General features: G+C 69.3%; 21 protein-coding genes. 11 read left to right on the forward strand and 10 right to left on the reverse strand.

Annotation, left to right across the window (positions count from 1 at the left end; translation table 11 throughout):
* Nucleotides 1-19 precede the first annotated feature (19 nt).
* The 3 genes from EV651_RS25785 to EV651_RS25795 are packed head-to-tail and all read left to right on the forward strand — an operon-like array spanning nucleotide 20 to nucleotide 3,116.
* A complete protein-coding gene (locus EV651_RS25785; protein WP_238157190.1) occupies nucleotides 20-1,414 on the forward strand; it encodes a DHA2 family efflux MFS transporter permease subunit in 1,395 nt (464 codons plus the stop codon).
* Entirely contained in the window at nucleotides 1,411-2,361 is a 951-nt protein-coding gene (locus tag EV651_RS25790; protein WP_133787823.1) for a sigma-70 family RNA polymerase sigma factor, read from the forward strand. The genes EV651_RS25785 and EV651_RS25790 overlap by 4 nt, the downstream gene beginning before the upstream one ends.
* Nucleotides 2,361-3,116, forward strand: coding sequence for an isocitrate lyase/phosphoenolpyruvate mutase family protein (locus EV651_RS25795; RefSeq protein ID WP_133787824.1), 756 nt, complete (start codon nucleotides 2,361-2,363; stop codon nucleotides 3,114-3,116). Before EV651_RS25790 ends, EV651_RS25795 begins: the two co-directional genes overlap by 1 nt.
* On the opposite strand, the gene EV651_RS25800 is transcribed toward EV651_RS25795, so the two are convergent.
* Entirely contained in the window at nucleotides 3,106-4,689 is a 1,584-nt protein-coding gene (locus EV651_RS25800) for an amidase (RefSeq protein WP_133787825.1), read from the reverse strand. The two genes, EV651_RS25795 and EV651_RS25800, sit on opposite strands and share 11 nt — an antisense overlap.
* Complete coding sequence (locus EV651_RS25805; RefSeq protein WP_133787826.1) at nucleotides 4,686-4,967, reverse strand: hypothetical protein; 282 nt, start codon at nucleotides 4,965-4,967, stop codon at nucleotides 4,686-4,688. The genes EV651_RS25800 and EV651_RS25805 overlap by 4 nt, the downstream gene beginning before the upstream one ends.
* A gap of 175 nt (nucleotides 4,968-5,142) precedes the next feature.
* Here EV651_RS25805 and EV651_RS25810 point away from each other — a divergent pair, with 175 nt between their 5' ends.
* Nucleotides 5,143-5,358, forward strand: a complete 216-nt coding sequence (locus EV651_RS25810; RefSeq protein WP_133787827.1) for an antitoxin — start codon at nucleotides 5,143-5,145, stop codon at nucleotides 5,356-5,358.
* A 518-nt stretch (nucleotides 5,359-5,876) separates the two neighbouring features.
* Here the strand turns inward: EV651_RS25810 and EV651_RS25815 are convergent.
* Together EV651_RS25815 and EV651_RS25820 are read right to left on the reverse strand one after the other, a co-directional pair.
* Entirely contained in the window at nucleotides 5,877-8,456 is a 2,580-nt protein-coding gene (locus EV651_RS25815; RefSeq protein ID WP_133787828.1) for a glycoside hydrolase N-terminal domain-containing protein, read from the reverse strand.
* A 175-nt stretch (nucleotides 8,457-8,631) separates the two neighbouring features.
* The gene (locus EV651_RS25820) at nucleotides 8,632-10,473 is read right to left on the reverse strand and encodes an ABC transporter ATP-binding protein (RefSeq protein ID WP_133787829.1); all 1,842 of its coding nucleotides are present in this window, start codon (nucleotides 10,471-10,473) and stop codon (nucleotides 8,632-8,634) included.
* 313 nt (nucleotides 10,474-10,786) lie between these two features.
* On the opposite strand from EV651_RS25820, the gene EV651_RS25825 reads away from it, so the two are divergent.
* Complete coding sequence (locus EV651_RS25825) at nucleotides 10,787-11,212, forward strand: MarR family winged helix-turn-helix transcriptional regulator (protein ID WP_133787830.1); 426 nt, start codon at nucleotides 10,787-10,789, stop codon at nucleotides 11,210-11,212.
* Between the two features lie 164 nt (nucleotides 11,213-11,376).
* Here EV651_RS25825 and EV651_RS25830 read toward each other — a convergent pair whose 3' ends face one another.
* On the reverse strand, nucleotides 11,377-12,357 hold the full coding sequence (locus EV651_RS25830; protein ID WP_305000130.1) for an alpha/beta hydrolase family protein: 981 nt from the start codon (nucleotides 12,355-12,357) through the stop codon (nucleotides 11,377-11,379).
* A gap of 102 nt (nucleotides 12,358-12,459) precedes the next feature.
* Here EV651_RS25830 and EV651_RS25835 point away from each other — a divergent pair, with 102 nt between their 5' ends.
* Complete coding sequence (locus EV651_RS25835) at nucleotides 12,460-13,155, forward strand: TetR/AcrR family transcriptional regulator (protein WP_133787832.1); 696 nt, start codon at nucleotides 12,460-12,462, stop codon at nucleotides 13,153-13,155.
* Here the strand turns inward: EV651_RS25835 and EV651_RS25840 are convergent.
* Both EV651_RS25840 and EV651_RS25845 read right to left on the reverse strand, forming a co-directional pair.
* The gene (locus tag EV651_RS25840) at nucleotides 13,133-13,783 is read right to left on the reverse strand and encodes a response regulator transcription factor (RefSeq protein WP_133787833.1); all 651 of its coding nucleotides are present in this window, start codon (nucleotides 13,781-13,783) and stop codon (nucleotides 13,133-13,135) included. The genes EV651_RS25835 and EV651_RS25840 overlap by 23 nt on opposite strands.
* Nucleotides 13,771-15,729 (reverse strand): histidine kinase, encoded by a 1,959-nt coding sequence (locus EV651_RS25845; protein ID WP_133787834.1) that lies wholly within the window; start codon nucleotides 15,727-15,729, stop codon nucleotides 13,771-13,773. The genes EV651_RS25840 and EV651_RS25845 overlap by 13 nt, the downstream gene beginning before the upstream one ends.
* A 133-nt stretch (nucleotides 15,730-15,862) precedes the next feature.
* Here EV651_RS25845 and EV651_RS25850 point away from each other — a divergent pair, with 133 nt between their 5' ends.
* Together EV651_RS25850 and EV651_RS25855 are read left to right on the forward strand one after the other, a co-directional pair.
* Entirely contained in the window at nucleotides 15,863-16,492 is a 630-nt protein-coding gene (locus EV651_RS25850) for a hypothetical protein (protein ID WP_133787835.1), read from the forward strand.
* Nucleotides 16,493-16,494: 2 nt separating this feature from the next.
* On the forward strand, nucleotides 16,495-17,055 hold the full coding sequence (locus EV651_RS25855; RefSeq protein ID WP_133787836.1) for a hypothetical protein: 561 nt from the start codon (nucleotides 16,495-16,497) through the stop codon (nucleotides 17,053-17,055).
* Here the strand turns inward: EV651_RS25855 and EV651_RS25860 are convergent.
* Nucleotides 17,042-17,959, reverse strand: a complete 918-nt coding sequence (locus EV651_RS25860) for a 2-dehydropantoate 2-reductase (protein ID WP_133787837.1) — start codon at nucleotides 17,957-17,959, stop codon at nucleotides 17,042-17,044. The genes EV651_RS25855 and EV651_RS25860 overlap by 14 nt on opposite strands.
* 54 nt (nucleotides 17,960-18,013) lie before the next feature.
* Here EV651_RS25860 and EV651_RS25865 point away from each other — a divergent pair, with 54 nt between their 5' ends.
* Genes EV651_RS25865 through EV651_RS25875 form a run of 3 tightly spaced genes read left to right on the forward strand, consistent with a single transcriptional unit; the run spans nucleotide 18,014 to nucleotide 20,005 of the window.
* Nucleotides 18,014-18,541, forward strand: coding sequence for an ABATE domain-containing protein (locus tag EV651_RS25865; protein WP_133787838.1), 528 nt, complete (start codon nucleotides 18,014-18,016; stop codon nucleotides 18,539-18,541).
* Nucleotides 18,542-18,599: 58 nt separating this feature from the next.
* A complete protein-coding gene (locus EV651_RS25870) occupies nucleotides 18,600-19,127 on the forward strand; it encodes a hypothetical protein (protein ID WP_133787839.1) in 528 nt (175 codons plus the stop codon).
* Nucleotides 19,124-20,005, forward strand: coding sequence for an alpha/beta hydrolase (locus EV651_RS25875; protein WP_133787840.1), 882 nt, complete (start codon nucleotides 19,124-19,126; stop codon nucleotides 20,003-20,005). Before EV651_RS25870 ends, EV651_RS25875 begins: the two co-directional genes overlap by 4 nt.
* Nucleotides 20,006-20,018: 13 nt before the next feature.
* Here EV651_RS25875 and EV651_RS25880 read toward each other — a convergent pair whose 3' ends face one another.
* Complete coding sequence (locus EV651_RS25880) at nucleotides 20,019-20,744, reverse strand: hypothetical protein (RefSeq protein WP_133787841.1); 726 nt, start codon at nucleotides 20,742-20,744, stop codon at nucleotides 20,019-20,021.
* Nucleotides 20,745-20,790: 46 nt separating this feature from the next.
* The gene (locus EV651_RS25885; protein WP_133787842.1) at nucleotides 20,791-21,651 is read right to left on the reverse strand and encodes a LysR family transcriptional regulator; all 861 of its coding nucleotides are present in this window, start codon (nucleotides 21,649-21,651) and stop codon (nucleotides 20,791-20,793) included.
* Nucleotides 21,652-21,686 lie beyond the last annotated feature (35 nt).

Consider the following 21,686-nt stretch of genomic DNA (forward strand, 5'->3'; position numbering starts at 1 on the left):
ACAACGATGGGTTCTGGGCTTGGCCTCGCTCGGGTCGGTCATGGTGGCGCTGGACGCTCTCGTGGTGGCGGCGGCGCTGACGACGATCCGCGGTGACCTCGGCGCAACCGCCGAGCAGCTGGAATGGACGGTCAACGCCTATGGACTGAGTTTTGCGATGCTTCTGATGACGGCCGCCGCGATCGGCGACCGTCTGGGCCGGCGCCGTACCTATGCCTCAGGTTTGGCGCTCTTCACGGCCGCGTCGGTGGGGTGCGCGTTGGCCACCACGCTGCCGTTCCTGATCGCGGCCCGGGCCGTGCAGGGCGTCGGCGCGGCGATGGTGATGCCGTTGGCGATGAGCCTGCTCGGGGCGGCTTTCCCGCCGGAGAGGCGCGGCCAGGCGATCGGTGTGTTCAGCGGCGTGACCGGGATCGCCGTACTCGGTGGGCCGCTGATCGGCGGCGCAGTCACCGAAGGGCTGTCGTGGCAGTGGATCTTCTGGATCAACGTGCCGATCGGCGCGCTCGCGATCGCGTTGGTGCTGACGAAGATCCAAGAGAGCACCGGCCCGGCGCGACGCCTGGACCTGGCCGGCGCGGTGCTGATCAGCCTCGCCGTACTGGGCCTGGTCTGGGGCACGGTGCGCGGTGAGTCGGCCGGCTGGACGAGTACCGAAGTACTGGGTGCCTTCGCGATCGGGGTCGTGATGCTGGCGGCGTTCGCATGGTGGGAACGGCGGACGGATCATGCGATGGTGCCGCTGAAGTTCTTCCGGAACCGGACGTTCACCGCGGCGAACTCGGCCGGGTTCTTCCTCAGCGCGGCGTTGTTCAGCGCGGTCTTCTTCCTGTCGCAGTACATGCAGGTGATGCTCGGATCGGCGCCGTTCAAGGCCGGTCTGCAGCTGCTGCCGTGGACCGCGACACTGTTCATCGTCGGCCCGATCGCCGGCCGGCTGGTCGACCGCGTCGGCGAGCGCCCACTGGTCGTCATCGGTATGGCGCTGCAGACCGCCGGCATGTTCTGGGTCAGCCGCGGCGCGGACCACTACTGGGAACTGATCGTGCCGCTGGTCGTCACCGGGTGCGGGATCTCGCTCGCGATGCCTGCGGCCCAGAGCGCGGCGATGGCGGCGCTGCCCCGGGAGTCCGTCGGGATCGCGTCCGGGATCTACAGCATGAACCGGCAGATCGGCGGCGCGGCAGGGGTCGCGGTCCTCGGCTCGGTCTTCACAGCAGCCGGTGGCTACGCCGGCCACGGCTTCGGCCGGGCCCTCGCCGGATGCGGCGTACTGTCGTTGATCGGGGCCCTCTCGGGGCTGGCGATCGCGGCCCGCCGTCGTACCGGCGGTGTCGACGGTGTCGACGGTGTCGACGGTGTCGACGGTGTCGACGGTGTCGACGAGGCGAAGGTGGTGGAAGGAGTCCGATGAACCTCGAGGAGGAGTTCGCGCAGTATCGGGGCGAGCTGGTCGCGCACTGCTACCGGATGCTCGGCTCGCTGCACGACGCCGAGGACGCGGTCCAGGAGACGTACCTGCGCGCCTGGCGTGGTCACGCGGACTTCGAGCACCGTTCGTCGGTCCGGACGTGGTTGTACCGGATCGCCACGAACGTGTGCCTGAACCTCCTGCAGCACAGCAGCCGACGGGTCGTCCCGTCGGCGCTGGGTGCCCCGGGCAACGATCCCGACGAGCTGCATGCCCAGGCCCTGGAGGTGCCGTGGCTGGAGCCGTTCCCGGATCAGTTGCTCGGGGCCGACCCGGCCACGGTGGTCGGTGATCGCGCGAGCCTGCGACTGGCGATGGTCGCGGCGATGCAGCACCTTCCGCCGCGGCAACGCGCCGTACTGATCCTGCGCGAGGTGCTCACGTGGCCGGCCGCGGACGTCGCCTCGTTGCTCGACACCACGACCGCCGCGGTGAACAGTTCGCTGCAGCGCGCACGGGCCGAGCTCGCACGGTTGCGGCCGCGTGAGGACGAGTTGAGCGAGCCGCACGAGCCGTTGCGGCGAGCGTTGCTCGACCAGTTCCAGGCCGCGATGGAGAGCAAGGATCTCGTCGTACTGGAAGGGCTGTTCAGCGAGGATGCGCGGTGGGAGATGCCGCCGATCCCGACGTGGTTCAGCGGGCGTTCCGACGTACTGCGATTGCTCGACTCGAAGCTGCGCCCGGGTCCGGACCGACGGGTCCTGGTCGAGACGTCGGCGAACGGCCAGCCGGCGTTCGCGCTCTACATCCGCGGCACGGACGACCTGTTCCACGCGCACTCGATCAAGGTGCTGACGTGCACGAAGGACGCGATCTCGGCCGTGCTCGCGTTCCACCAACCTGCTTTGTTCCCAGCCTTCGGGCTGCCCCTGATCCATGGGAGATCTTGATGTCATTGGCAACCACTCTGCGGGAACTGCATGTTCCCGGCACGCCTCTCGTCGTACCGAACGCGTGGGACGCCGCCTCGGCCCAAATGGTCGAGAAGGCCGGATTCGCCGCGGTCGCGACCAGCAGCAACGCGACGGCCGCGGTCCTCGGGTACGACGACGGCGAGCACGCGCCCGTCGACGACGTACTGGCGGGTGCGGCACGGATCGCGCAGTCGGTGTCCGTCCCGGTCACGGTCGACTTCGAACGCGGCTACCGGCTGGCTCCGGGCGAACTCGTGGAACGCTTCCTCGCGACCGGCGCCGTCGGGCTCAACCTGGAGGACTCCGACCCGGCGACCGGGTCGATGATCGACGCCGGTGAGCAAGCGGACTTCCTGGCCGCGGTCCGTGCCGCGGCCGGTGACGCGCTGGTGATCAACGCCCGGATCGACGTGTTCATCCGCAAGGACGGTACGGCGGACCAGCAACTGGCGACCGCGCTCGACCGCGGGAACCGCTACCTGGACGCCGGCGCCGACTGCGTGTACCCGATCGGCGTCGGCGACCTGGACCTGATCTCCACGCTCACTACGCAGCTCGACGGCCCGGTGAACGTCGGCTACGGGCAGGGCGCGAACTCGGTCGCGGACTACGCGGCGCGCGGCGTCGCCCGGGTCACCTTCGGCCCGATGTTCCAGCGGCACCTGTACGCGAAGTTCGCCGACGCGCTCCTGCCCGCGATCGCCGCGGACCACAATCCGTTCACTGCATGAGATCGGGAACTTCCTCGGCGTGGATTCGGCCGCGGTCCTGCTTTTCGGCGGACCGTAGAGCGGCGGGCGCTGCGGTCGGATCCGCCGGGCGGCGATGGTGCCAGTCGGTGACGGACTGGTAGGCGGCTGCGACGGAGAGGAGGCGGTCCTCGCCGAACGGCTTGCCTCCCAGGATCGTGCCGATCGGTACGCCGTTCGCGGTGAAGCCGATCGGCAGGGCCAACTCGGGAAGTCCGAGCGCGTCGAACGGTGTCGGTGACGTCTGCACCACGACGTCGCACTGCTCGAACAGATCCTCGAGGACCCGCTCCAGCAGCACCACCTTGGCGCGCTGGCCGATCAGGAACTCGTTGGCTCCCAGCAACGCGCCCTGCAACCAACCCGTCACAGACACGCCGAAGCCGCGGAGGTTCGACTGCAGCATCGGAAGGAACGGCTCGCTCCGCTCAGGGAGCCGGACATTGTTGAAGGCCGCGTTCGTGAGCAGGTCCCATTCGTCGGGCATGGTCACGTCGACAACCGACAGCCCCTCGATCCCGGCGAGGACGTCGAGTGCCGTCGTACGAGCGGCGGCGGTCTCCGACGTACCGCTGGTGAACCCGGGGATCACGCCGATCCGGGTCCGCCAGCGGGCCCGTCCCGGTCGCACGGGTGTCGCTGCCATGACGAGGTCGGGCACGGGCGGTAGCCCTTGTGTTCTTGGGTCTTCCGGGTCCTCGCCCGCCATCGCGGTGAGCATGATCGCGGCGTCCATCGCGTCGCGTGCCAGCGGGCCTGGATGGTCCCGGGTGTAACTCAGCGGCACAATGCCGTGCAGCGACACCCGGCCCATGGTGGGCTTCAAGCCTGTCAGGTTCTGTGCGTTCGACGGTGCGGTGATCGAGCCGCCGGTCTGCGTTCCGACAGCCGACGTCGCGAGCCGGGCCGCTACCGCGGTCGCCGAGCCGGACGACGAACCGCCTGGGTCTGTGGTGGGATCGTTCGGCGTCCAAGCGTTCACCGTGGTGATGCGGCCATCGGGCGTGGTCGCACGAGTGGTGGCCAGCGGCCCCATCTGCGTCTTGCCGAGAACAATCCCGCCGGCTGCGGTCAGCCGTCGTACGGCGGTCGCGTCGAAGGGCGGCACGAAGTCGGCGAACAGGTACGAGTTCGCCGTCGTGGTGACTCCCCGCGTGTAGTAGTTGTCCTTGATCGCCAACGGGATCCCGTGCAGCGCGCCGCCGCGGGTCCGGCCGAGCGCACGCGCCCGGGCCAGCGCCTCGTCGGCCAGCACCAGGTTGAACGCCTGGTACGCCGAGTCGAACGCGGTGATCCGCGCCAGATGAGCTTCCACCAACTGTTCGGGCTTCAGTTTGCCCTTGCGGATCAACGTGGCGGCTTCGGCGATCGTGAGCTCGCTGACGTCCACCGATCTCGCCGGTACGTCGACCAATGACGCCGTACCGCTGGACTCTGGGGCTGCGTGCGCGACGGCCGGCAGCGCTACCGAGCCGACCGCGGTGGCGGCAGCCAGTGCGCTCGCGCGGTGGAGGAACGATCGCCGGTCGACCTGGTTGTCCTGCGGCGCGCTCATCGGGCCTCCCGTACGACGTCGATGGACGGGTACAGCTTCGGCGGAGCGGCCTGCTGCGCGAGCCGGGCGTCCGCGGCAAACGTGTACGAGCTCAACGGAAGCACCGTCGTACGCATGAAGCCGCGCAGACTGGCGAGCACGGAATCCCGGCCCGGGCTCCCGGTGTCCGGATCCGGCGCACTTCCGGCCGGCAACTGCTCCAGATCGATCCCGATGGACGCCAGACGCGCCCTGATCATCACGTCCAACTCGGCGTCGGTGGGCTGACTGAGACTCACGAGTCCCTCCCGGTCGTGGCGGCAACCTGTCAGCCTTTTATGTCATCTTCAACTACTCCGTACGTTTCACGGGGATCACCACCAGATTGCGGCGCGCGGTGGTGTGGGATCGGATCGATCGGGTACTGACGGTTCGGTAGTAGAAGGCAACCATCGAGAGAACGGGGAAACCACGATGGGCATGTTCGACAACATGAAGGACAAGGCCGGCGACCTGGTCGACGATCACGGCGACAAGGTCAGCGAGGGCATGGACAAGGCCGGTGACTTCGCCGACGAGAAGACCGGCGGCAAGTACGGCGACAAGATCGACCAGGGCACCGACATGGCCAAGGACCGCCTGGACGACCTCGACGGCCAGAACGACGACATCCCGGACGACCAGTCCTGAGCCTGTTCTGAGCCTGTCCTGGACCTGGCCTGAACCTGGCCTGAACCTGGCCTGAACCTGGCCTGAGCCGAGCGCACCTGAGGCGGCCGCGGATCTCCCCGCGGCCGCCCAGGAGCCTGTCTGCTCGCCGCGCGGACGCAATACCGGCTGGTCGATGCCGCAGGCAACAAGTTCCCCGAGTGCCGGCTGAGATTTCCGCTGAATGCTGGCGGCAACCACGCGGTCGCTGGTGGTCAGAAACGCTCGGCCCGGAGCTGGTGGTGTTCATCCACAATGCCGGAACGCTGACGCCGCTCGGCTCGGCGGATCACGTCGACACCGAGCAGTACACGCGCAACGTGCTGCTGAACTCCGCGGCGGCTCAGGTGCTGGGGCAGTCGTTCCTCCGCGCGGTATCCGGGCGAAACTGCGAGCAGCCTCGGCCACCTCGCGAAACCGGAGACCGTGGCGCGGACGATCTGGTCACTGCTCGACCGCGATCTTCCCAACGGGATGGTGCTGCACGTCCGCGACGTGACCTAGCGGCCTCCGGCGACTGTCCAGGTGTGGGAGACGCCGGCAGCGAGAGACACCTCCTCGCGCTGCTCCCGGTGCCGGAGTACGACGGTGGTGTCCCGGTCGGCCGTCAGTACGGCGTTGGCCGCATCCGGGGACCAGGTGAGGTCGACACGGACACCGCCACGGGCCCGGAGACCGGTGATCGATCCCTCCGGCCACGCCTCCGGGAGCGCGGGGAAGATCTCGAGCTCGCCGGTGTGGCTCTGCAGCAGCATCTCCGCGATCCCGGCGGTCGCGCCGAAGTTGCCGTCGATCTGGAACGGCGGATGCGCACAGAACAGGTTCGGGTACAGGCCGGATCCGTCGCCCACGTAGTCGGTGGCGGCGTCCGCGGCGGGGGTGAGCAGTTCGCGGACCAAGCGGTGAGCGGCGGCGCCGTCGCGCAGCCTTGCCCACAACGAGATTCGCCAGGCCAGCGACCAGCCGGTGCTCTTGTCGCCACGCAACTCCAGGGTGCGGGCAGCGGCCGCGGCGAGTTCCGGCGTACCGTCCGGGGTGATCTGGTCGCCGGGATGCAGGCCGATCAGGTGGGACGTGTGGCGGTGCTGCGGCTCGGCCTCGGGCAGGTCGGCCAGCCATTCCTGCAGCTGCCCTTTGCTACCGATCTTCGGGGCGGGGATCCGCTTGCGGGCTGCCGTCAGGTCGTCGATCAGCGGGTCGGCGAGGCCGAGCTCGGCGGCGATCTGTGCGCACCGATCGAACAGGTCGGCGATCAGCGACAGGTCCATAGTGGACGAGGTCGTGACCGAGGCCGGTTTGCCGTCTTCGGCGACGTACTCGTTCTCGGGTGAGGTGGAGGGGGCGGTGCCGAGGGTGCCGTCCGGGAGTTCGATCAGCCAGTCCCGCGCGAATTCCGCGGCGCCTCGCAGCGTCGGCCAGACGTCGTTCAGGTACTCGCGGTCGCCGGTGAACGCGTAGTGGTCCCAGAGGTGCCGGCACAGCCAGACGCCGGCCATCGGCCAGTTCGACCACTTCGGGTTGCCGTCGACGGGCGTGGTCCAGCACCAGGCGTCGGCGTTGTGGTGGGCGGTCCAGCCCTTGGCGCCGTACAGCTGTTCGGCCGTACGGCGGCCTGCTACGGCGAGATGTTTGACGTAGTCGAGGAGCGGTTGGTGACACTCCGAGAGGGATGTGGTCTCGGCGGGCCAGTAGTTCATCTCGGTGTTGATGTTGACCGTGTAGTTACTGCTCCACGGCGGCTGCAGATGCTCGTTCCAGATCCCTTGCAGGTTGGTCGGCAAGCCACCTGGACGGGAACTGGAGATCATCAGGTATCGCCCGAAGTTGTAGATCAGCGCGGCCAACCCGGGGTCGTCCCCCGCCTCCACGAGCCGCCGGTCGGTCGTCAGCTCCTTCGCCGAAGGAAGAGTGAGCACCGACCGCCGAAAGAGCTCCTGGTAATCGCGGACATGCTCCTCCCGCAACCCCACCCCAAACCGCCCGCCGTCTCTCACCTCGGCGTCCCCCACCTCGGCGTCCTCCACCTCGGCGTCCTCCACCTCGGCGTCCTCCACATCGGTGTCGTCCACGTCGGCCGCTTCCACGCCGGCCCCTGCCACACCGGTCCCCTTGGTGAGGGCGGTGCGGGCGGCGGTGTCGGCTGCTTCGCGGCACTCGTCCGCGGTGCGGGTCGGGGTGGTGTGTGGGTCTTCGTAGCCGGTGGCTGTGGAGAGGACGACCAGGAGTTCCGTGGTGTTGCTGACGGTCAGTTGGTCGTTCGTGGGCGTGAGCGTGCCGTCGGAGTGCGCACGCAGTACGACGGCCGCGTTCATCCCGCGGTCGTCGCCGTCGGAGTACTGGATCGGCTCGACAGCGTTCCCGTGGGGCGGGGCGACCGACGACGGACAGATGGCTAGCAGTGCTAGCCCATTGTTGCCTAGGGCCTGCGTGGTGGCGCGGAGCTGCGAGGTGAGACTGAGCGTCACGGTCAGCGGCTGCGAGGCACCCAGACGTAGGACCAATGCCTGCGCCGGTGCGCTGACGAAGACCTCCTGCCAGACCTCGACCCCGCCCACTTCGTACTCGGCGCGGGCGACCGCGGTATCCAGGTCGAGCCGGCGCCGGTAGTGCGAGACCGCGCCGGCGGACTCAAAGTCCAGCAGCAGGTCGCCCAGCGGGAGATAGGCCTGCGAGTGACCGCTGTGAAACACGTGCGCAAGCTCCTCGGCCGCGCGTACGTCGCCCGCCGCCAGCGCCGCTCGCACCCGCTCAACCGCACCCGCCCCAACCCCGCGCACCCCAACCCCATCGACTCCATCGCGCCCACCGGTCGCGCCGACCTCGCCGGTCGCGCCGACCTCGCCGGTCGCGCCGACCTCGCCGGTCGCGCCGATCTCGCCGGTTGGCGTGGCGAGCCGACGGGTCGTCTCGGGGCTGCCGGACCAGCAGGTTTCGTCGTTCAGGGCGATCCGGTCCTGCGTGGTGCCGCCGAACCACATCGCGCCGACCCGGCCGTTGCCCAGCGGGAGCGCCGCCAGCCAGTCCGCGGCGGGAGCGTCGTACGTCAACTCGGTGGCGGCCGCAGTCATCCGATCTCTCATGCCGCGATCCTCCCCCGCGCACACACCGCCGCGCGACCGGGGGTCCGGCTGCTGGTCAGGTATGCCGGACCTGGGCCACTCACCAAACGCGGCGGGCCGCCCCGGGGCAGGCGTGTAGCAGCAGTGAGCGAGGGCGTCGGGACGAGTTGGTGAGTGACGGACGTCCGCGCAGCGCTCAGGCGGCTTGGGCGAACTGGGTTGCGTAGAGGTCGGCGTACAGGCCGCCCTGAGCGAGTAGTTGGTCGTGGGTGCCGCGTTGCTGGATGCGGCCCTCGTCGAGGACGAGGATGACGTCGGCGTTGCGGATCGTGGAGAGGCGGTGCGCGATGACGAGCGACGTACGGCCGACCAATGCGTTCGCGAGTGCGGTCTGGACGGCGGCCTCGGACTCGGAGTCGAGGTGCGCGGTCGCCTCGTCGAGGATCACGATCGACGGCGACTTGAGCAACAGCCGCGCGATCGCGAGCCGCTGACGTTCACCACCGGACAACCGGTACCCGCGATCACCGACCACGGTGTCGAGACCGTCCGGCAGGCTGTCGACAAGCGTCGCGATCTGCGCCGCCTCGAGCGCCTGGTGCAGCTCGTCATCGGTCGCGTCCGGGCGGGCCAGTTGCAGATTCGCGCGGATCGTGTCGTGGTACATGTGCGAGTCCTGCGTGACCACACCGATCGCCGCACGGAGCGAGGCCTGGGTGACTTCGCGTACGTCGTGACCCCCGACCAGGACCGCGCCGCCTGTGGCGTCGTACATCCGGGAGACGAGCGAGGAGAGCGTGGACTTCCCGGCGCCGGACGGGCCGACGACGGCGACCATCTGCCCGGGCTCGACGGTGAACGTGACGTCCTTGAGGACCTCTTCCCCGGTCTCGGCCGACAGCGTCGCGACGGACTCGAGCGAGGCGAGCGACACTTCCTTGGCGGACGGGTAGTGGAACGACACGTGGTCGAACTCGATCGACGGCTCCGCGTCGGGCGGCAGCGTCTTCGCGTCCTTGCGGTCGGCAACCATCGGCGGCAGGTCGAGCACCTCGAGAACCCGCTCGAAGCTGACCAGCGTAGTCATGATGTCGACCTGCATGTTCGAGAGCGCGGTGAGCGGCCCGTAGAGCCGGTTCAGGTACGCCGTCAGCGCGACGACCGTACCGATCCCGAGCGCTCCTTCGACGGCGAAGACCCCGCCGACGCCGTACACGAGAGCGACCGCGAGCGCGGCTACCAGGGTGAGCGAGACCCGGAAGACACCGGCGTACATCGAGGTGGTGACACCGATGTCGCGGACCCGGGCGGCCTTGCCGGCGAAGTCCCGCGAGGCGTCCTCGGTGCGGCCGAACACCTTGGCGAGCACGGCGCCGGCGACGTTGAAGCGCTCGGTCATGGTCTGCGCCATGGTGGCGTTCAGCTTGTACGTCTCCGCTGTTGCCGTGCGCAACTTTCCGGCGAGCAGCCGGGCGGGGATGACGAAGAGCGGCAGTACGACGAGTGCGAGCAGGGTGATCTGCCAGGACATCACGAACATCGCGGCGAGTACGAGTGTGACGCTGAGCAGGTTGCTGACCACGTTCGAGAGCGTGGAGGTGAACGCCTGCTGGGCGCCGAGCACGTCGCCGTTGAGGCGCTGGATGAGCGCGCCGGTCTGCGTCCGGCTGAAGAACGCGACAGGAAGCTGCTGCACGTGGTCGAACACCGCGGTGCGGAGGTCGTAAACCAGACCTTCGCCGATCCGCGACGAGAACCAGCGCTCGGCGAGCGTGATCGCGCTGTTCGCGACCGCTAGCAGTGCTACGACGAGTGCGAGCCAGACGACCACTTGGGCGTGGCCCGGCACGATGCCGCGGTCGATGATCGCCTTGAACAGCAGCGGGGTGACCGCGCCGGTGCCGGCGTCGAGCGCCACGAGGACGAGAAAGGCGGCCAGGTGGCCGCGGTACGGACGGGCGAACCCGAGGATCCGGCGGAGCGTGCCCGCCGACAACTTGTGGTGCCGGACGGAGGAGTCCTTCAACAGCGAGCGCATCGCGCGCCCACCGCCCCCTCCCCCACCCGGAAATCCGGAAATCTGCGACATGCAGTTCCTTCCAGTCAGGGATCACAACATAGTGAGGTTAACTCACTATGAGCTAACCTCACAAGATGGTGCTTTGTTCCCCGCGGGCGCGACGGCACGACACGCTTGCTCGTCTGGGTTCTGCTGGTGCTTCCTGGGTTGCTGGTCTGGGTTCTGCTGGTGCTTCCTGGGTTGCTGGTCTGGGTTCTGCTGCGCTTCCAGGGGGTGGGCGCTCGCGGATGCGGAACGGTTCGCGGCCGGTCGCTCCCATTAGGCTCTGGGCATGCGTGATCCCGATGATGCTGCGGAGCAGATTGCCGGCCTGCTGGACGGGATCGTTCGCCGCCAGCGGCGGGCCTCGCGGGAGGGGTTCGGCGGGAGCGTCACGCACGGGCAGTTCCGGGTACTGCGGACGCTCGATCGCGCGGACCGGCTGCTGCGGCTGAGCGAACTGGCAGCGCAACTGGGCATCGTGCCGCGATCGGCGACGTCGGTCGTGGACGATCTGGAGGCGGCCGGGCTGGTCGCGCGGCAGCCGGACCCGCACGACCGCCGCGCCACCCTCGTCTATCTCACCCCTGACGGCCTGAAGGTTCTGGCCACCCTCCGCAAGAAGCGCCGCGACGTGATGGTCAGTCAGTTGGCGCGACTCACCCCCGACGAGCAGCAGACGCTCGCCGTACTCCTCCAGCGCCTTGCCGAGGAATAACCCGACGCCACACGCCGCACCCCCGCGCTGCACGCCGACGTCCCACCCAGCCCCGCCTCCCGTGGGTTGACGTCCGAGATGCAGGGTTTGCGTCCGGGATCTCGGACGCAAACCCTGCATCTGATGGGTCGACCCACCAACGGTGGGGATCCGAGCGGGGCGGGTCAGGCCTTTTTCAGGTGGGCGATGATGCCGTCGAGGTCTTCGATCATGCGGTCGGGGCGGACCATGTGGCCGCCGGGGTCTTCGTAGGCGGTGAAGGGGATGTTGGCCTTGTCGAGGGCGGCGCGGAACTCGCGGTGGCCGGCCAGGACCTGGGTCTCGTTGGCGTAGTCGAACGGGTCGGGGCTCGGGCTGGTGCCGGCGACCAGGAAGATGCGTTTGCCGCGGTAGCGCTCGAGGTTCTCCATCGGGTTGTCGGCGGTGACGCGTGCCTCGTCCCACGCCGGGGCGCCGTAGATCGTGCCGCCGGCCAGGTCGACGGCCGCGGAGGACACGTTCGCCCAATGCACGACCAGGCCCGCGTCGCGGCGGACGCTCGCGGGACCGGAGTGCGAACTGACCGAGGCGAAGTGGCCGTAGTACTTCGCCGTGTACTTGAGCGCGCCGAAGCCGCCCATCGAGAAGCCGGCGACGGCACGGCCGGCGAACTCGGCGTACGTGCGGAAGTTGGCGTCGATCCACGGCACCAGCTGGTTGAGGTGGAAGCTCTCCCAGTTGCGCGGGCCGGTGTTGGAGCTGACCGGATTGGAGTACCAGCCGGCCTTGCCGCCGTCCGGCATCACCACGATCAGCGGCTTGCCCGCGGTCCAGTCGCGGATGCCGAGGCGGTCGAACGCGATGAAGTCCTGGTTGCCGCCGTGCAGCAGGTACAGCACCGGGTAGGTGCGCCCGCTGGTGTGATAGTCGCTCGGCAGCAGGACGTTGACGGCCGGGGCCCAGCCGATCGCGTCGGTCTGGAAGCGGTAGTACCACATCCGCGGATCGTCTTCGTTCCGCTCGGTGATGTGCAGGCCGAATCCGTCGTCGGCGGCACTCGCGGCGAGGGAGGTGGCCAGAATGGTGCCGGCGCCGAGGCCGGCGGCGACGGTCAGCCCGCCGGCGGCCTTCAGCATCGTGCGCCGGGTGGGGCGAGGTGCGCTCACCATGATCTCCTGAGCTGTAAGGGATAGAAACGATCACCATCGGTGACGGTGTCGATCTAAGTTAGTAGCATAACTTTGGGTCAGGCCCGGTAGAGGAGAGTTGTGACAGCGAATCCGCCCCGCCGGAAGACCGGCGGTCGCCAGGCGCAGATCACCATCGCGGACATCGAGCGGGAGGGCCTGCGGCTCGGCCTGACCAACCTGACGGTGAACGGCGTCGCGACCGCGCTCGGCGTCACCCCGACCGCGCTGTACCGGCACGTCGACGGCAAGGCCGGGCTCGAGGCGCTGGTCGGTGAGGCGGTACTGCGGCAGCTGCACATCGTCGACGATCCGAACGACGACGTCGAGACGCACTTGTTGTCGTTCGCACGGCAGCTCCACACGTTCGTGCTCGAGCACCCCGGGCTCGCGGCGTACCTGCAAGGGCTATTCCCGCGCGGTGAGGCCGGCGTACGGCTGCAGCGGGAGGCGGTCGAGGCGCTCGGCCGGCGCGGTTACAGCCCGGCCGGTGCGGTGCTGATGTCAGGCACCGTCGCGTCGCTCGCGATCAACCTGACCGCGGCCGAGGAGCGGCATCGCCCGTACTCCGAAGGTCCGCACCAGCGCGAACTCGAGAAGGTCTACGCGCTCCTCGCCGCGGACGAGGTGCTGAGCGCGGCGCATCAGGAACTCCCGACGATCACCTCCGAGGCGTACTTCCGGATGGTCATGACCGGCTGCATCCGCGGCCTGGTCGCCGCGGCACCACCGAACCGCCCGGTGCTCGACGTACTCACCGACCTCGGTCTGGAGTAGTCGCCCCTAGGTGAGCCAGTACGGCGAGCACGCGGCGGTGGCCGTCTTCGCTCTCGGGCAGCGACAGCTTCGTGAACAGGTGCCGGACGTGGGCCTCGACAGTGCGCTCGCTGAGGTAGAGGCGCTTGGCGATCCCGCTGTTCGTCAGGCCCTCCGCCATCAGTTGCAGTACGCCGCGTTCGCGCTCGGTCAGTGTCTCCAGCGGATCGCGCCGTGCCATCAGTCCCGCGACCACCTGCGGATCCAACGCCGATCCACCGCGGGCGACCCGCTCCGCCGCGGCGAGGAATTCGGCCACGTCGAGCACCCGATCCTTCAGCAGGTACCCGAACCCGCCGAGCGTCACGAGCTCGACCACGTGCTGCGTCTCGATGTGCTGCGACAACAGGAGTACGCCGACCTCAGGGTGCGTGCGCTTCACCGCGTGCGCGGCCCGGGCGCCCTCGTCCGTATGGGTCGGTGGCATCCGGATGTCCGCGACGACCAGATCAGGCCGGTACGTCGTGACCGCTTCGAGCAGACCGTCCGCGTCGCCGAGGGCCGCGACCACCTCGTGGCCGCCGTCGACGAACAGCATCCGGAGCCCTTCGCGCAGCAGGACCTGGTCCTCGGCGATCACGATCCGCACGGCAGCTCCGCGACAAGCGTCGTACCGGCACCGGGCCGGCTCTGCACCTGGAACGTCCCGCCGAGGGCGGCCACGCGGTCGGCGAGCCCGGTGAGCCCGGTGCCAGTTCGCGGTGCCGCTCCGCCGACGCCGTCGTCGACGACACGGACGACGAGACGCTCGCGGTCGTGGTCGGCGATCAGGTCCACCCGGCTCGCACCCGCGTGCTTGACCGCGTTGGTGAGGCCTTCGCAGCAGATGAAGTAAGCCGCGGCCTCGACGCCGGTGTCGAAACGACGGTCCGGCATCCGTACCGAGACCGGCAGCGGCGCCCGCCGCGCCAGCTCCTGACACGCCGGCGCGAGCCCTGAGTCCAGCTGCGCGGGCGGCAGGCCACGGGCCAGCTCCCGCAGCTCCCCGATCGCTACAGCCGCCTCTGCAACCGCCCCGTCCAACGTGGCTCGAACATCGCCGGCCGGAGCATCGCCGAGTTGGTGCTGTGCATGGCGGAGGGCGAGGCCGATCGACACCAGGCGTTGCTGGGCGCCGTCATGCAGATCGCGTTCGATGCGACGACGCTCCGCGTGGGCGGCCGCGACGATGCGCGCCCGGGACGCCGTCACCTCGACCAACTGCAGGCTCAGCTCGGCCCGCAGCCGCGCGATCTCGACCGCGAGCCCACCGTCCTCGACGACTCGCCGTACCAGGTCCGGAGCAAGCTCGGTCCGGTCGTACAGCATCACGCCGACGGGCTGTTCACCTCGCTCGATCGCGACCCGGTGCCGTCCGTCCGCGTCGTCTCGAGCGGTCCCCGACAGATCGACATACCGACGGCTCTCGGGAAGAAACACGAGCAGCTCCAGGCGAGGATCACCGAGAATCTCGCGGAGCACGGCCTGCACGTCCTCGGGCGGCCGCCGCCCCGCCCGCACGTCGTCGAGGAACGTGCTCATCCGATGCAGAGCGTCGTACCGCGACCGGTTGAACCGTCTGTCGACCAGGTCCTGGACCCTCGCCCGCAACGGCCGGAACAGAACCGTGCAGACAAGGGTCGCGACCGCGACGGTCCATGCCGACCCCCGTCCGAGAAAGGCGCCCAGGGCAACAGTCACGACGGCGTACGACGAGACGAGGAGGACCGTCAGACTCGCGTACGCGACCGTCCGGCTGATGAAGAAGTCGATGTCGTACAGGCGGTACCGCAGGATCGCCGCGCCCGCCGCCAAGGGCAGTCCGGTCAGCGCGACCGCGGCAATGAGGCCTGCGGCGGGGCTGACGTACCAGAGCACGAAGCTCAGAGGCAGCGCGATCCCCGCCACTACCGCGGCGAGCACGAACCACTTCAGTTGCTGACGTTCCAGCCCGGTGGAGCGCCGGAATCGTACGGCGAGCGACACCACCGCGGCCACGAGCGAGCCGAGGAACAACGGCATCCCGATCCCGAGCAGCAACCCCGTCGGCAGTGATGCGATCGCCCACGGATTGCGCCCGGAGGTGAAGTCCCGACCGCGGTCGGGGCTCAACGACCACGCCGCCATGCTGATCAGCAGACCGGCCGCGCCGACCCACGGCAGTGCACGCCATCGTCGGCCCGGCAGCCGCCCGGTCGGGAACAGCAAGAACGTCAGCGTCCACCCGTACCCGTTCGGCAGCCAACTGACCGCCGAGATCCCCTCGCCGATGGGGCCGCCCGGCCACCCCTCCGCGGCCGCGCGGAGACCCCATCCCTGGGCGAGGTCGGAGCTGATGATGTTCAGCAGACCGAACCCGCAGAACAACCACCCGATCGCGTTCTCCGGCCGCCGCCGCACGATCACCGTGCCGGCACCGAGGACGGCCAGGTTCGACAGGCCGTAGAGCACCGTGTCGTAGACCGGCTCGAGGCGCCACGACAGGACGACCGCGGCCAGCTCCGCGATCACACCGATCCCGAACATCCCGGCTGCTACCGGCCGACGACCTCCCACGGCACCATCGTGGCAGCGCCGGGCCGTCCCGCCAACAGTGCTGACACCTACGCCGAACCTCGTACTGCTGCCGATGCGCGCGGCAACGAGCCGTTCCTACCGTCGAGGCACTGTCTTCGAAAGGTGGGGAACCATGAACCGCAACCTCGGTATCACCGGTCTGATCGGCGCCGCAGTGACCACACTGACCGGCCTCGCGGTCGAGGTCGTCGTGAAACCGGCGTCCGAAATCTCCGACAAGCTGTGGAGCTACCCGTGGAGCGCCGACGCGTTCGTCCCGGTCTCGATCGTGTACGCCGTACTCCATCTGCTCGTGTTCCTCGGGATGGTCGCCGTGTTCCGCGCGATGACGACCCGGGCCGGCCGGATCGGCGCCGCGCTCGCCGCGGGCGGGACGTTGGTCCTGCTGCTCGCCGAGCTGGCGTCCGTGCCGATCGCCGACCAGCGCCTCGACGACACCGGTCCGCAACTGGTCGGCGCCTGCTTCGGCCTCGGGGTCGCCCTCACCGCGATCGGCCTGATCGTTGCCGGCGTCGTCGCATTGCGGCTGTGGACCGGCTGGCAGCGGTACGCCGCCCTCCTCGCAGGCGTCTGGTCCGTGGTCATGATCGGGCTCAGCATGACCAGCGCACTTCCACTCGGCGTCACGATCTACGGCATCACGCTGTGCGTCTTGTTCGCAGCCGTCCTCACACGTCGCACGCAGGCAGCAGCCTCGAACCCACGGATCCGCGCCCGGATCGAGCCCCGGATCGAGCGCTGAGGATGTGGCGTCTGTTGGCGGCCGGCGGGGCCTGCGGGCTGGCCTGGGCCTGCGGTCTGCGCGGATTCATGGCACAGGTCGCGGGGCCCGGGTCCACGGTCACCTGGTCCGGAACCTTCGGCTGGATCCTCCTGCCCGGGGCGGTTCTCGGCGCCCTGCTCGGATGGTCCGAGTACCTGCGCCGGACCGGCGGGAGGCGGCGGCGGTGGCTGACGTTCTCCCCGCTGCTCCTCGCCGCCGTACTCCTTCCCGGCATCACGGACCCGGCACATTTCCTCGCCGACGGCATCGGCGGCGGCGCTCTCGCGGTACCGCTGTTCGGCATGGCCGGCGGCTACGCGATCGCCGGAAGTGGCCGCCGATCGGCCCGGATCGCCTGTACGGCGGTCGCGTTGCTGCCGATCCCGGGATGGCTCATCGCGGCGCTTGCCCAGGGCTCCGCCATCGGACCGCGCGAGGTGTGGGTCGCCCTCTATTTCTGGTCGCTGCTCGCGGTGCTGTCGTTCGCGTCGTCCATCCCGCATCGGAGGACGACCACGGATCGGCTCGTCAGTTACCAGTAGCGAGCGCTCGGGCGCCGGCCAGTTCGAAGAGGAACGTGTTGACCGGGGTCGGGACGGCCGATTCGGCGCCGAGGCGTACGACGGCGCCGGTCCAGGCGTCGAGCTCCGACGGGCGGCCGGCGATCAGGTCGCGCTGGAGCGACGTCGTCCCGTCGGCGGGGAGCTGATCGACCCAGGCGAGCGTCCGCGGTAGGATGTCCTCGGCAAGCCGAATGCCTCGCGCCCGTGCGATGTCGCGGATCTCGGTGATGGCCTCGGTGAGCAGCCGGCGGGTGGCGGGGTGGGTGCGGAGTACGCCGTACCCTGCGCCGGTCGCCGTACCGAGGCCGCCGCCGGGGACGACCGAGAGGAACTTCGTCCACAACGCTGCCCAGATGTCGTCCGGAACGGTCGCCTGGAGTCCCGCCGCGACGAAGGCGTCGCGCAGCAGACCGGTTCGCGGCGTAGCCGTGTTGTCCCATTCGCCGAAGTTGAGCTTCCCGTTGCCGAGATGCCGGATCAGGCCGGGACTCTCGACGTACGCGATCACCTCCGCGGCGCCGGGCAGTACGGCGTCGCGCCCGTAGACCTCGGCGACCTGATCGGGCGCCTCGACTCCGTTCTGCACCGTGACGATCGCGGTGTCCGGTCCCACGAGCGGGCGGATTGCGTCGATCGCGTCGGGCAACTGCCACGTCTTCACGCAGATCAGCACGTAGTCCACCGGACCGATCTCGGTCGGCTCACTGGTCGCCTGCACGGGTAGCTGCAGGTCGCCCGCCGGGCTCCGCACCACGAGCCCGTCGGCCGTCAGCGCCTCCAGGTGCTTGCCCCGGGCCACGAACGCCACGTCCTGCCCGGCGGCGGCCAGCCGCGCGCCGAAGTACCCGCCCACACCGCCCGCGCCGACGATCCCGATCCTCACAAGCCCTCCCTCTGCTACCGGTTCAACTGGTAACAGAAGGATAGACTACGCGGCATGGACACGCGCTTCACCTGGGTCGGCGGGCGGCCGTCGGTCGACTTCACTGCGACTCTCGGCAAGCGGCAGCAGGCACCGTTCGAGCGCATCCCGGAGCCGGCCGATCTCGGCCGCTGGTTCCGCGAAGCCGGGCTCGCGCAGGACGAGCCCGCTGTTTCGGGGCGTGCATATCGCCAGGCTGTCGAGCTGCGGGAGGCGTTGTACCGGCTCTTCACCGGGACGACGTACGCCGCTGATCTGGAGGTGGTCAATCGGTGGAGCAGTCGTCCGTTAGCGGGTCCTCGGCTGACTGCGGAGCTTCATGCGGAGAGTGGATCGGTCGATGTGCCGGGTCTGCTCAGTGGTTTGGCTCGGGACGCGGTCGACTTGCTGTCCGGTCCGCTTGGCGATCGGATCCGAACGTGTGCGGCGGACGAGTGTTCGCTGCTGTTCGTTGACGCTAGTCGTGGCGGGCGGCGGCGTTGGTGCTCGATGAACACGTGCGGAGCACGCGCGAAGATGGCGACGTACCGCGCTGTGGATTGATTGAGAGTTTCGCGCAATCGGCCGGGGCGGTCGCGGGCGGGATGGTTGATTGATCGGCATGCGTACACCGACTACAACGCCGGCGCAGGCGGCCGGGATGATCCGGCGGGACCAGGACCTGTTGCTGAGCCGGATCGAGGGACTGGGCGAGGACGAGCTGCGGGCGCCGTACGACGTGACCGCCGGACCGCTCGGGGATTTCTGTGACTCGTTGCACGACCTGGTCGCGCACGTGCTGATGTGGGACGAGATCACGCTCGCCGTACTGCGAGAAGCCCGGGCGGGCCGCCTGCACTGGAGTCTCGATCCGCGCTGGGAGACCGCCGAGATCGGGCGCGCGCTCAACCTCGGCGGCGTCGAGGCGGGCCGGCGGATCCCGTCCGAACTCGTGCTGCACCGATTCCACAGTGTCGGCGAGGCCCTCGTCGACGAGATCTCGCGGTACGACGAGGAGACCTGGGCGGACCCGTCGACGGGTGCCGGGTTCGACGGGGGGATCGGGGCGCTGACGGAGTACGTCTCGACGACGCCCGACGGGATCCTGTTCGCGCATGCGGCGCGTCACCTGCAGCCGGTGAGCGCATGACGCGCGAAGTCGTCGACAGCCCGGAGTACGGACCGGAGACGGACGCGCTGCGGAAGGTGCTCGCCGATCAACCCGGGTACCCCGAGCTCGATCCGTATCAGGCGTTACTGCTGGATCGGGAGGACCTGCCGGATCCGGCGCTGGCGGGTGAGCGTGATCCGCGGCCGGGGATCGCGGACGTCGTGATCGAGCTGCCGGGGCGGTCCCTCGAGACGCGGATCTACAGCATGTCGCCGGAGCCTCGACCGGTTCTGCTCTGGCTGCACGGTGGTTCCTTCATCGGCGGGCATCTGCGGGACATCGAGTACGCGACGTCCGGAATAGCTGCCGGCGGCAACGTTACTGTTGTCTCCCTCAACTATCGGCTCGCGCCGGAGAATCCTTATCCAGCAGGACTTCTCGACGTTCACGACACGCTTCAGTGGATTCGCGAGAACCTCGACGGCGACGGGCGGGTCGCGGTGGGCGGTCAGAGTGCGGGCGCGGCCTTGGCCGCCGGGGCGTGCCTGCTCGCTCGGGACGAAGGTGGCCCTGTCCCCGATCGCCAGATCCTGTGTTATCCGACGCTGGACGTGCACCCGGACGCCGAGTGGTACGAGTGGTACTTCCCCGCGGACGACGTACCGGCGGCCGCCGTACCGCTGCGGGCCGACTCGCTCGCGAGGCTTCCGCCGACGCTGATGCTGGCGGCCGGGCGGGACTCGTTGCGCGACGACGCGCTGGCGTATGCGGGTCGCCTGGAGCAGGACGGCGTACCGACGCGGCTGGTCGAGTACGCGGACACGATGCACGCGTTCCTGAACTTTCCGGGCGCGCTGTCCGCGGGCCGCCACGCGGTCGAACTCATCGCCGCGGACCTTCGTGCTGCGTTTTCCTAGTTTTCCTAGTTGCCTAGTGGTCGGCGCGGTGAGTGAAGAAACGGGCCGGGTTGCCGGCGGCGCGCGGGTTCGAGGCCAGCCAGACGGCGAACGAGTCGGGGTGGCGGCGTTCGAGTTCGTCGAGGTAGGCACGGCGTACGTCGGCCATCGCCTGCCTCCGGTCGGGCCCCATCGCACGCTGGAGCTGGGTGAAGCTTCGCCGCCAGGCGAGGCACAGCTCCTCGTCACTCAGCTCGCCGACGCTCCGCACCACGGCGACCAGATACTTCGGCATCGGCAGGCCCGCGGCCGGGTCGTCCTCGGCGCGGACCGCGTTCAAGTGCCGGTTCGATGCCTTGGGCAACCTGATCGTCCGGCGCGGCCGTTCCCGCGCCGGCCGGTCGGCCCGGCCCGAGCGCAACCAGTCGATGACCGGCGGAGACACGCCGACCATCAGCAGGAGCAGCGTCACGGTGCGGGCTCCGATCGCGGCGGCGTACCCGCAGACCGCGAGTACGCACAGTCCACCGAGCACCGCACCGCGGGGAACCATGTTGAGCAGGTCCGAGGTCGGCAAGTCGCGGCCGAGACCGATGCTGAGACAGATTGCGCCGGCGGTGAAAGCGGCGACCGTGAAGACCACCAGGTTCGTCGCCGGTGACACGAAAACCAGTGCACTGACCACACCGAGAATGGCCAGCAGCCCCACGGCTGCCCGCCAGATCCGCAGATACCGCAGCTCGACGTCCACCATGCTCACCCAGTGCCCATCGCCCGGTCCTCCAACCGGAGTCGAGTGGCTCCCCCTAGGCCAGTGTTACTCGTTTCAGGGCAGTAATGAAGGCCGCCGTGGCCGGCGGGTCGGGCGGTTCGCCGTAGGTGGCGAGCAGGATGCGGCGAACGACCGGCAACTCGGTCGATCGCACCCCCTCGGCGAGGTGCGCCCGCAACGCCAGACCGGGCGTGGTGGTGACACCGAGACCGGCGCGGACGAGGGCCTGCTTGACGATCACATCATCGCTGGTGAAGGCGATCCGCGGCGTGAAGCCGGCGTCCGCGCAGTGCTGCAGCAGCTCGTCGCGGCAGTTCACGCAGCCCGCGATCCAGTCCGAGTCCCGATGGTCGGCGAGGGTTTCTCCGGTCCGGCGGCTGAGCAGATGGATCGGGTCGTCACGCAGGTATGTGTACCGGATGCCGTCGTCCGGCTGCTCGTCGTCGTACCGAAAGACGATCGCGAGATCGATCGCACCTGCCCGCAACTGCTGGACGGCAACCCGCGGGTGGACGTCGGAGAGTTCGAACTGGATGTTCGGGTGTTCGCGACGGAGCTCGGCCGCCGCGGGTGGGACGAGTTCGCTGAGCGCCGAGCTGAAGGCGCCGAGCCGGACCAGGCCGGAGCGCAGGCCGACGAGCGCGGCGAGCTCGGCGTCGGCGGCGTCGACGCGGCCGACGATCTCCGCGGCGCGGCGCGCGAGCACCTCGCCCTCCGGGGTGAGGCGGATGCCGCGGCCGGCCTTCTGGACGAGCTTCGCGCCGGTCGCGGCCTCGAGCCGGGCGAGATGGTGGCTGACGGTGGGCTGCGTGTAGTGCAGCGCCGCGGCCGCCGCGGTGACCGAACCGTGCGCGGCGACCGCGGCCAGCACCCGCAACCGGACAAGATCAAGCATGTATCGATGCTATCTATGCTTCGGTCGCGACATTG

It is taken from the genome of Kribbella sp. VKM Ac-2571, assembly GCF_004362255.1.
In the GTDB taxonomy this organism is placed as follows: Bacteria; Actinomycetota; Actinomycetes; order Propionibacteriales; family Kribbellaceae; genus Kribbella; species Kribbella pratensis.

Excerpts from the sequence above, each read along its gene's own strand:
- EV651_RS25885 (WP_133787842.1), bottom strand. The coding sequence starts at position 21,651 with ATGCTTGATCTTGTCCGGTTGCGGGTGCTGGCCGCGGTCGCCGCGCAC.
- EV651_RS25850 (WP_133787835.1), top strand. The coding sequence starts at position 15,863 with ATGAACCGCAACCTCGGTATCACCGGTCTGATCGGCGCCGCAGTGACC.
- EV651_RS25795 (WP_133787824.1), top strand. The coding sequence starts at position 2,361 with ATGTCATTGGCAACCACTCTGCGGGAACTGCATGTTCCCGGCACGCCT.
- EV651_RS25865 (WP_133787838.1), top strand. The coding sequence starts at position 18,014 with ATGGACACGCGCTTCACCTGGGTCGGCGGGCGGCCGTCGGTCGACTTC.
- EV651_RS25825 (WP_133787830.1), top strand. The coding sequence starts at position 10,787 with ATGCGTGATCCCGATGATGCTGCGGAGCAGATTGCCGGCCTGCTGGAC.
- EV651_RS25815 (WP_133787828.1), bottom strand. The coding sequence starts at position 8,456 with ATGAGAGATCGGATGACTGCGGCCGCCACCGAGTTGACGTACGACGCT.
- EV651_RS25810 (WP_133787827.1), top strand. The coding sequence starts at position 5,143 with ATGGGCATGTTCGACAACATGAAGGACAAGGCCGGCGACCTGGTCGAC.
- EV651_RS25820 (WP_133787829.1), bottom strand. The coding sequence starts at position 10,473 with ATGCGCTCGCTGTTGAAGGACTCCTCCGTCCGGCACCACAAGTTGTCG.
- EV651_RS25870 (WP_133787839.1), top strand. The coding sequence starts at position 18,600 with ATGCGTACACCGACTACAACGCCGGCGCAGGCGGCCGGGATGATCCGG.
- EV651_RS25875 (WP_133787840.1), top strand. The coding sequence starts at position 19,124 with ATGACGCGCGAAGTCGTCGACAGCCCGGAGTACGGACCGGAGACGGAC.
- EV651_RS25790 (WP_133787823.1), top strand. The coding sequence starts at position 1,411 with ATGAACCTCGAGGAGGAGTTCGCGCAGTATCGGGGCGAGCTGGTCGCG.
- EV651_RS25800 (WP_133787825.1), bottom strand. The coding sequence starts at position 4,689 with ATGAGCGCGCCGCAGGACAACCAGGTCGACCGGCGATCGTTCCTCCAC.
- EV651_RS25855 (WP_133787836.1), top strand. The coding sequence starts at position 16,495 with ATGTGGCGTCTGTTGGCGGCCGGCGGGGCCTGCGGGCTGGCCTGGGCC.